The sequence below is a fragment of the Lysobacter concretionis Ko07 = DSM 16239 genome, assembly GCF_000768345.1.
In the GTDB taxonomy this organism is placed as follows: domain Bacteria; phylum Pseudomonadota; class Gammaproteobacteria; order Xanthomonadales; family Xanthomonadaceae; genus Novilysobacter; species Novilysobacter concretionis.
This window is the reverse complement of sequence record NZ_AVPS01000007.1, coordinates 216,517-225,347: the sequence shown is the minus strand read 5'-3', so window position 1 is coordinate 225,347 and position 8,831 is coordinate 216,517. Positions and strand designations below refer to the sequence as shown.

Sequence of the window (8,831 nt, the reverse complement as noted above, 5' to 3'; positions counted from 1 at the left end):
TCCATGGCGCACTCTCCGCAATACCCGACAGGTCGCCGCATCGGCGTTTGATTGGGTGGGCTTCGATCTCCTATGGACGCCGGCAAAGGGGATAGCCTGTCATCCGCAATACATCGCCAGGACAACGTACCGGCGATGCATTGACGTGAGTGCTGCGTTCCAGGCCAGGCATCCGCTTTTTCCATCGGCGGCCGGGACAGTTCGGTGGCGCCTACCGGGTGTCCCGATCACCAAGCGAATATCGTGGAGCGACTGATCGGGATACCCGGCAGGCGCTGCCCAAGTCGTTGCAAACGCCGGCGTTTCCAGTAACCGGCGATCCGCAGGCGCTGCCCTCGTAGTTGCGCGCACTGCTTTTCAGCTTCCGTATCGTCCGCGCAATCCCAGCGCCTGCCCCATATCCTTGTGCCCAGATGAGTCGCGCCGAATTTCCCATCGATGTCCTGTTGCCGCGGATCCGCGACAGCCTCGCCGATCATCCGCGACTGGTGCTGGAAGCGCCGCCCGGTGCCGGCAAGACCACCCAGGTGCCGCCGGCTTTGCTGGATGCGCCGTGGCTGCAGGGCCGGAAGATCATCGTGCTGGAGCCGCGCCGGGTGGCGGCACGCGCGGCGGCGCGGTTCATGGCGGAGCAACGCGGCGAGGCGGTGGGTGAGGGGGTCGGCTACCGGATCCGGTTCGACAACCAGGTATCGGCGCGCACCCGGATCGAGGTCGTCACCGAGGGCATCCTGACCCGCATGATCCAGGACGATCCGGCGCTGGAAGGCGTCGGCGCGATCCTGTTCGACGAGTTCCACGAGCGTCATCTCGCCGCCGACCTGGGCCTGGCGCTCGCGCTGGATGTGCAGTCGGCGTTGCGCGACGACCTGCGCATCGTGCTGATGTCGGCGACCCTGGACGGCGCGCGTCTGGCCGCGTTTCTGGATGCGCCGCGGCTGTCCAGCGAAGGGCGCAGTTACCCGGTGCAGCTGGCGCATTTCCCGGCCCGGCGCGAGGAGCGACTCGAACACCAGGTGCGGCGTGCGGTGGAGCATGCGCTGGCCACCCATCAGGGCGACGTGCTGGTGTTCCTGCCGGGCCAGCGCGAGATCGGCCAGGTCGAACGGCTGCTCGCCGGCCGCGACCCCGGCGCGGGAGATCCCGATGCCCCGTTCGCGGCGGAGGTGCTGACGCTGCACGGCGAGTTGCCGGTCGAGCAGCAATCGCGCGTGCTCCAGCCCGACCCCGATGGCCGCCGTCGGGTGGTGCTGGCGACCAACGTGGCCGAGTCCAGCGTGACCCTGCCCGGCGTGCGGGTGGTGATCGATGCTGGCCTTGCCCGCGAGCCGCGGTTCGATCCCAACAGCGGTTTTTCCCGCCTCGATGTCGTGCATGTCGCGCAGGCGTCGGCGGACCAGCGCGCCGGCCGCGCGGGGCGGGTGGCCGAGGGCTGGGCGTACCGCCTGTGGCCGCAATCGCAACGGCTGGAACCGCAGCGGCGGCCGGAGATCGCCCAGGTCGAGCTGGCCGGGCTGGCGCTGGAACTGGCCGCCTGGGGCGATCCGGACCTGCGTTTCGTCGACCCGCCGCCGCCGGGGGCGCTGGCCTCGGCGCGCGAACTGCTGCAGCGGCTGGGCGCGCTGCAGGGCGAGGCGATCACGTCGCTGGGCCGGCGCATGCTCGCCCTCGGCACCCACCCGCGGCTGGCGGCGATGCTGCTCGCGCCGAGCGACGCGGACGAACGCGCGCTCGCCTGCGATCTTGCGGCGCTGCTCGAGGCGCGCGATCCCTTGCGCAGTCGCAGCGATGCGCTGCACGAGCGCTGGCAGGCGCTGGCCGGATTCCGCGCCGGCCGCGTGCCCGGCGATGCCTCGCGCAGTGCGCTGGCCGCGATCGACCAGGCCGCCCGGCAGTGGCGACGGCGTCTGCGGGTCGCCGCGCCGCCGCCGTCCGGGCTGCCCGCGCACCAATTGGGCGATCTGCTGGCGCACGCGTTCCCCGACCGCATCGCCCACCAGCACCGCAGCGATCCGTACCGTTATCAACTGGCCAACGGCCGCAGCGCGCGACTGTTCGACGACAGCGCGGTGTTCGGCGAGCCGTGGCTGCTGGTCAGCGAGTTGCGCGACGATCCGCGCGATGCGCGGATCCTGCGGGCGGTGCCGATCGATCCGCTGCGGCTGGAGCTCGATTGGCCGCAGCGTTTCGTCGACACCGACCGGGTGTTCTGGGATGCCGACGCGCGTCGCATCGCGGCGGTGCGCGAGCGGCGTTTCGACCGCATCGTGCTGGACAGCAGGCCGCTCGCCGCGCCCGATCGCTCGCGTTATGCCGAGGCGCTGGTGGATGCGGTGCGCCAGCTCGGACTGGCCGCGTTGCCGTGGACCGAGGGCCTGCAGCAATGGCGCGCACGGGTGCGTTGCCTGCGCGTGTGGTGCCCGGACCTGGCGCTGCCGGACCTGTCCGATGCGGTCCTGCTGGCAGGCCTGGACGATTGGCTGAAACCCGCGCTGGCGGGCAAGAGCCGGCTCGATGCGCTGACCGAAAGCGAGTTCGCCGAAGCACTGAAGTCCGGCGTGGACTGGTCGCTGCGGCAGCGCATCGACACGCTCGCGCCGGCCCGGATCGAGGTGCCGTCAGGGCTGCAGCGGCGGATCGACTACGGCTTCGACGACGCGGCCGACGTGCCCCTCGCGCCGGTGCTGGCGGTCAAGCTGCAGGAGCTGTTCGGCCTCGCCGACAGCCCGCGCGTCGCCGACGGGCGGCTGCCGCTGACCCTGCACCTGCTGTCGCCGGGCGGCCGGCCGCTGCAGGTGACCGGCGACCTGCGCGGGTTCTGGGAACGCACCTATCCGGAGGTCCGCCGGGAGATGAAAGGCCGGTATCCGAAGCATCCGTGGCCGGACGATCCCTGGACAGCCACGGCGACGCATCGGGCAAAGCCCCGCGGGACGTGAAAGTCATCAGCCTGTGGCGACGGTGGTGGATGGCTGGACTGCGGAATTGCCGGCGGCGCGGCAAAGCCCTGCGGGACCTGAACTGCAACCGCGCCCTGAGGGCCCGTGTCACGCGATGCCGACGCGGATTCCCGGACACTGCAGGCCTTGATTCCCCATTTCAGGACATCGCAATGAGCAGATTCGACCATCTCCCCGATCGCGCGCGGGAACTGGCCAGCACCGTCGGTGAGCGGGTGCGCCACGTCGTGCCGAAGCAGGCCGGCGGCCTGCTGGAAGCCGGGGTCGCGCTCGGCGCGCTCCGGACCGGTGGCCGGGTCGCGGTGGGTTTCGTGCGCCGCAACCCGGTGGTTGCGGTCGCGCTGGCGGCCGGCGCGGGTGCGCTGTGGTATGCCGCCCGCCGCAAGGCCCGCCAGGCGGAAAATGCGCCGATAGAAGGCAGTGCGAAACGGGTCGAGGCGCGACGCCCGGCGAGGACAACCCGCCGCCGGGCGACGACCAAGACCGCGCCGACGGAGTAAGCCACCTTGTCCGACCGGACTTCATTCGGTTGCAGGAGCGGCTTCAGCCGCGAACGGGTGGAAACCTCACTTGCCCGGGTGCTGCTGCCGGGGCGAGCGGAAAGCGGTATCGATGCCGTCACATCTCCGTGGATGTACGGGTCACGGCTGAAGCCGCCGCCTCAGCAGCAATCGGCAGTGGTGGCCGCTTCGGGCAGTTCGATCACGAACACCGCACCGCCGCCCGGGCGGTCCTCGTACCAGAGCTGGCCGCCGGCATTGACCACGATCTGCTTGGCCAGCGACAGGCCCAGTCCGCTGGACACGCCGTCGTCGTCATCGACCAGTCGGGTGAACGGCTTGAACAGTTCGCGCTGCTGGTAGTCGGGAATCCCCGGGCCGCGGTCGGCAGCCACCAGCTGCCAGAACCCCGGAGCGCCGTTGCGGCCGGCCAGCAACAGCTCGCCGCCGGGGGCGTATTTCATTGCGTTGCTGACGAGGTTTTCGCTGAGCTGGCGCAGCACCCGGGGGTCGATGGCGACCTTGGCCCCGGCCGGTGGTGACGACAGCTTCAAGGTGATGCCGTGCGCATCGAGCTGGAACTCATAGCGCTGCGCCAGCCAGTCCAGGGTGCTGCCGAGGTCGGCGCAGACATCATCACGGGATTGGCCGCCGCGCAGCGCGCCCGCCTGGCTTTCCAGGTAGTGGTGGATGTAGCCCAGGGCGTCGTCGGCGCTGTCGTGGATCATTTCCAGGTAGCGCGGAATGCGCTCGGGTTTGCAGCCCTGGCTGCGCAGGATGTCGCTGGCGAACAGCACGCTGGACAGAGGGTTCTTCAGGTCGTGGGCGACCAGGTTGACCAGCTCCTGGCGCTCGTGGGCGACCCGCTCCAGGCGGTCGCGGGTGAGCTTCAGGCCGATGTGCGCGTTGACCCGCGCCAGCAGTTCCTCGGGCAGGAACGGTTTGGTGACATAGTCCACCACGCCCGCCTCGAACGCCCGCAGCAGCAGGTCGCGGTCGTGGGCGGCGGTCACGAACACCACCGGTATCCGCAACGGCGGCACCTGCTCGCGCAAGGCCGCCAGCACGTCGAAGCCGTCCATGCCCGGCATCATCATGTCCAGCAGGATCAGGTCCGGCACCGATTCGGCGTAGCGCGCCAGGGCCTCCTCGCCGGTGGCCGCGGTGACCACGCGATAGCCCTGGCGGCTCAGCAGCGTGCTGACGACCCGCAGGTTCGCCGCCTGGTCGTCGACGACCAGGATGTTGCCAAGCGTGGTGGCGGTTGGAGTCATGTCGATCCTTGGGCGAACTGGCCCGTCCCCGAGGCCAGTATGGGCTGAAACGCAAAATACGGGAGAAAGCGGGCGCGGCACCGGCGTGTCGGCCACGCACCAGCGCGCACCCAGACGAACCGTCCGTTTCCGGCGTCCGTCATGTCCTGTGCGGGGATCACTGCAGCAGGCGCCACTGGCCGGGCAGCAGCGTGTCCAGCCGGTATCCGCCGACCGCCACCCGCACCAGGCGCAGGGTCGGCAGGCCGACGGCGGCGGTCATGCGCCGCACCTGACGGTTGCGTCCTTCGCTGATGACCAGCTCCAGCCAGGCGTCGGGAACGCTTTTGCGGAACCGCACCGGCGGGTCGCGTGGCCACAGGGCCGGCACGTCGATGCGGCGGACGCGCGCCGGCAAGGTGGGCCCGTCCTTCAGGACGACGCCGTTCCGCAGTGCGGCCAGCTGTGCATCCTGCGGGTCCCCTTCCACCTGCACCCAGTAGGTCTTGGGTTGCTTGTGGCGCGGATCCGTCAGCCGGTGCGCCAGGCCGCCGTCATCGGTCAGCAGCAGCAGGCCTTCGCTGTCGTAGTCCAGCCGGCCGGCGGCGTAGACCCCCGGTGGCAGACCGAAGCCGGCGAGGGTCTGCCGGGGCGGTTCGGGCGCGGTCCCCGCCCCCGTGGCACTGGCGCTTCCCGGTGCATCGGCCGCATCCGCACGTCCCTGTACATTGGCCGCTCCGGTGCGTCGCGCCCCCGCGGCACCCGCACGTCCCTGTGCTTCGGCCGCTCCGGTGCGTCCTGCACCCGCGGCACTCGCACGTCCCTGTGCTTCGTCCGAGAACTGGCACAGCACGCGGAACGGTTTGTTGAACGCGATCAGCAAGGGCGGACTCAGCCGGTTTTCTTGAACCGCAGCGTCATCCGGTCGCTCTCGCCGATCGTCTGGTACTTCGCGTTGTCGACCGGCTCGTGGTTGTTGCCCGGCGGCAGGGTCCACACGCCGTTGGGGTGGTCCTTGGTATCGAGCGGATTGGCGTTGATCTCGCTGCTGGCGTCGAGCGTGAAGCCGGCGGCCTCGGCCAGCGCGATCACCTGGTCCTGGCCCACGTAGCCGCTGTCGTCATCGTCGGCAACGTCGCCGACCGCGCGGTGCTCGACCACGCCCAGGGTGCCGCCCGGCTTGAGCACGGCGAAGAACGCGTCGAACATGCCCTGCGCCTGGCCGGCCTTGCGCCAGTTGTGCACGTTGCGGAACGTCAGCACCACGTCGGCGGTGCCGGGGCTGCCGAACACCGGCGCGGCCGGGTCGTAGGCGACCATGTTGGCGCGGTCGAACTGCAGCGGCGCGGCGGCGAACTTCGCTTCCAGCGTGTCCTTGCTGCGTTGCTGGTAGTCGCGGCCGCGGCCTTCGGCCAGCGTCTGCGGGTCGACCACGGCGGCGATGTAGTTGCCGTCCTCGTACAGGAAGGGGGCGAGGATTTCCGCGTACCAGCCGGAGCCCGGGGTGATCTCGACCACGGTCTGTCCCGGCTGCAGGCCGAAGAACTCCAGCGTTTCCAGCGGGTGGCGGTAGGGGTCGCGGGCGATGTCCTCGGGCGTCCGCCAGGCGCCATCCACCGCCGCCTGCAGGCGGGCGGTGGTGTCGGCGTCCTGGTGCGGGTTCGGGATGGCCGTGTCCGCCGCCGCTTCGGGACTTCCGTCGGCGCTCACCGCGTCGGTCTGGTTGCCGCAGGCGACCAGCAGGAAGGGAGCAAGCAGGCACGGGGCAAGCATGGCGAGCAGCGGGCGGTTCATGCGGTGGCTCCTGGGGCGGTGAAGGGTCAGCCTAGTCGATGTCGATCAGCCGCTCGTCAAGGCGGCCAGCGCGGCATTGAACGTTGCGCTGGGGCGCATCGCCTTGTCCAGCAGGGCCAGGTCGGGCTGGTAGTAGCCCCGCATGTCCACCGCCGGGCCCTGCGCGGCGTTGAGCTCGCCGACGATGGTCGCCTCGTTGTCGGTCAGCGCCTTCGCCAGCGGCGCGAACGCGGCCTTCAGCGCGGCGTCCTCGTCCTGCGCGGCCAGCGCCTGCGCCCAGTACATCGCCAGGTAGAAGTGGCTGCCGCGGTTGTCGAGCTCGCCGACCTTGCGCGAGGGCGACTTGTCGTGGTCGAGGAACGTGCCGGTGGCCTCGTCCAGCGTCCTGGCGAGCACGCGCGCGGCGGCATTGTCATAGCGCTCACCCAGATGCTCCAGCGAGGCGGCCAGGGCCAGGAACTCGCCGAGCGAATCCCAGCGCAGGTGGTTTTCCTCGACGAACTGCTGCACGTGCTTGGGCGCGGAACCGCCGGCGCCGGTCTCGAACAGGCCGCCGCCGGCCATCAGCGGCACGATCGACAGCATCTTCGCGCTGGTGCCCAGCTCCAGGATCGGGAACAGGTCGGTCAGGTAGTCGCGCAGCACGTTGCCGGTGACCGAGATGGTGTCCTTGCCGGCGCGGATGCGCTCCAGCGACAGCTTCGCGGCCGCGACCGGGTCCAGGATGCGGAGGTCCAGGCCGCTGGTGTCGTGGTCCTTCAGGTACCGCTCGACCTTGGCGATGACCTGGCGGTCGTGCGCGCGCTGCGGGTCGAGCCAGAACACCGCCGGGGTATTGCTCAGGCGGGCGCGGGAGACGGCCAGCTTGACCCAGTCGCGGATCGGCGCGTCCTTGGTCTGGCACATGCGCCAGATGTCGCCGGCCTCGACCGCGTGCTGCATCAGCACCGTGCCGGCCGCGTCGACCACGCGCACCGTGCCGGCGGCGGGGATCTGGAAGGTCTTGTCGTGGCTGCCGTATTCCTCGGCCTTCTGCGCCATCAGGCCGACGTTGGGCACCGTGCCCATCGTGGCCGGGTCGAGCGCGCCGTTCGCCTTGCAGTCGTCGATCACCGCCTGGTACACGCCGGCGTAGCAGCGGTCCGGGATCACCGCCTTGGTGTCCTGGCGCTGGCCGGCGGCGTTCCACATCTTGCCGGAGTCGCGGATCATCGCCGGCATCGACGCGTCGACGATCACATCGGACGGCACGTGCAGGTTGGTGATGCCCTTGTCGGAGTCGACCATCGCCAGCCCCGGACGGCTGGCATAGACGGCCTGCAGGTCGGCGCTGATGGCGGCCTGCTTGTCGGCCGGCAGGGTCTTGATCTTCGCGACCAGGTCGCCGATGCCGTTGTCGGCATCGAAGCCGATCGCGGCCAGCTCGGTCGCGTATTTGGTCAGCACGTCGGCATAGAAACGCTTGACCGCGACGCCGAAGATGATCGGGTCGGAGACCTTCATCATCGTCGCCTTCAGGTGCAGCGAGAACAGCACGTCGCGCGCCTTGGCGTCGGCGATCTGGGCGTCGATGAAGCCGGCCAGCGCCGTCGCGCTCATCACCGAGGCGTCGATCAGCTCGCCCGCCTGCACCGCGGTCTTTTCCTTCAGCACGGTCGTGCTGCCGTCGTTGCCGGCCAGCTCGATGCGCACGCTGCCGGCGTGGTCGATCAGCACCGACTGCTCGCTGCCGTAGAAATCGCCACCCTCCATGTGGGCGACGTGGGTCCGGCTGTCCGCGCTCCACGCGCCCATGCGGTGCGGGTGCTTGCGCACGTAGTTCTTCACCGACAGCGGCGCGCGGCGGTCGGAGTTGCCCTCGCGCAGCACCGGATTGACCGCGCTGCCCTTGACCCGGTCGTAGCGCGCCTTGGCGTCACGCTCGGCATCGGTCGTGGGCTGGTCGACATACGCGGGCAGCGGGTAACCGTGCTGCTGCAACTCGGCGATCGCGGCCTTGAGCTGCGGCTCGGAGGCGCTGATGTTCGGCAGCTTGATGATGTTCGCCTCCGGCGTGGTCGCCAGCGCGCCCAGTTCGGCCAGGTCATCGCTGACCTTCCTGTCGCCCAGCAGGTCCGGGAACTGCGCCAGGATCCGCGCCGCCAGCGAGATGTCGCGGCTCTCCACCGCGATGCCCGCCGTGGCGGTGAACGCCTGCACGATCGGCAGCAGCGACTGCGTGGCCAGGAACGGGGCTTCGTCGGTCAGCGTGTAGAGGATCGTCGGGTTCTGCGGCAGGGACGTGTTGGGCATGTCGGGTCTCGTTGGATGGGGAGGCGGGTCGG

The 8,831-nt window shown here is 70.2% G+C and carries 5 protein-coding genes and 1 pseudogene; 2 read left to right on the top strand and 4 right to left on the bottom strand.

Features of this window, described 5'->3' with window-relative positions; genetic code table 11:
- Positions 1-413: 413 nt before the first annotated feature.
- The gene (gene hrpB, locus N792_RS10275; protein ID WP_036194658.1) at positions 414-2,939 is read left to right on the top strand and encodes an ATP-dependent helicase HrpB; all 2,526 of its coding nucleotides are present in this window, start codon (positions 414-416) and stop codon (positions 2,937-2,939) included.
- Positions 2,940-3,112: 173 nt separating this feature from the next.
- Entirely contained in the window at positions 3,113-3,460 is a 348-nt protein-coding gene (locus N792_RS10270; protein ID WP_036194657.1) for a hypothetical protein, read from the top strand.
- A gap of 161 nt (positions 3,461-3,621) precedes the next feature.
- Here N792_RS10270 and N792_RS10265 read toward each other — a convergent pair whose 3' ends face one another.
- The 4 genes and pseudogenes from N792_RS10265 to N792_RS10250 all read right to left on the bottom strand — a co-directional run bounded on the left by N792_RS10265 (position 3,622) and on the right by N792_RS10250 (position 8,799).
- Positions 3,622-4,734 carry a hybrid sensor histidine kinase/response regulator gene (locus N792_RS10265; RefSeq protein ID WP_036194656.1) on the bottom strand — a complete coding sequence of 371 codons (1,113 nt, stop codon included), beginning with the start codon at positions 4,732-4,734 and terminating at the stop codon, positions 3,622-3,624.
- 157 nt (positions 4,735-4,891) lie between these two features.
- Positions 4,892-5,371 (bottom strand): annotated as a pseudogene (locus N792_RS10260) (pseudouridine synthase); the annotation flags it as partial.
- Positions 5,372-5,604: 233 nt separating this feature from the next.
- Positions 5,605-6,507 (bottom strand): class I SAM-dependent methyltransferase, encoded by a 903-nt coding sequence (locus N792_RS10255; RefSeq protein ID WP_425478881.1) that lies wholly within the window; start codon positions 6,505-6,507, stop codon positions 5,605-5,607.
- Between the two features lie 45 nt (positions 6,508-6,552).
- Positions 6,553-8,799 (bottom strand): NADP-dependent isocitrate dehydrogenase, encoded by a 2,247-nt coding sequence (locus N792_RS10250; RefSeq protein WP_036194654.1) that lies wholly within the window; start codon positions 8,797-8,799, stop codon positions 6,553-6,555.
- Between the last annotated feature and the right edge of the window lie 32 nt (positions 8,800-8,831).

Excerpts from the sequence above, each read along its gene's own strand:
- hrpB (WP_036194658.1), top strand. The coding sequence starts at position 414 with ATGAGTCGCGCCGAATTTCCCATCGATGTCCTGTTGCCGCGGATCCGC.
- N792_RS10270 (WP_036194657.1), top strand. The coding sequence starts at position 3,113 with ATGAGCAGATTCGACCATCTCCCCGATCGCGCGCGGGAACTGGCCAGC.
- N792_RS10265 (WP_036194656.1), bottom strand. The coding sequence starts at position 4,734 with ATGACTCCAACCGCCACCACGCTTGGCAACATCCTGGTCGTCGACGAC.
- N792_RS10255 (WP_425478881.1), bottom strand. The coding sequence starts at position 6,507 with ATGAACCGCCCGCTGCTCGCCATGCTTGCCCCGTGCCTGCTTGCTCCC.
- N792_RS10250 (WP_036194654.1), bottom strand. The coding sequence starts at position 8,799 with ATGCCCAACACGTCCCTGCCGCAGAACCCGACGATCCTCTACACGCTG.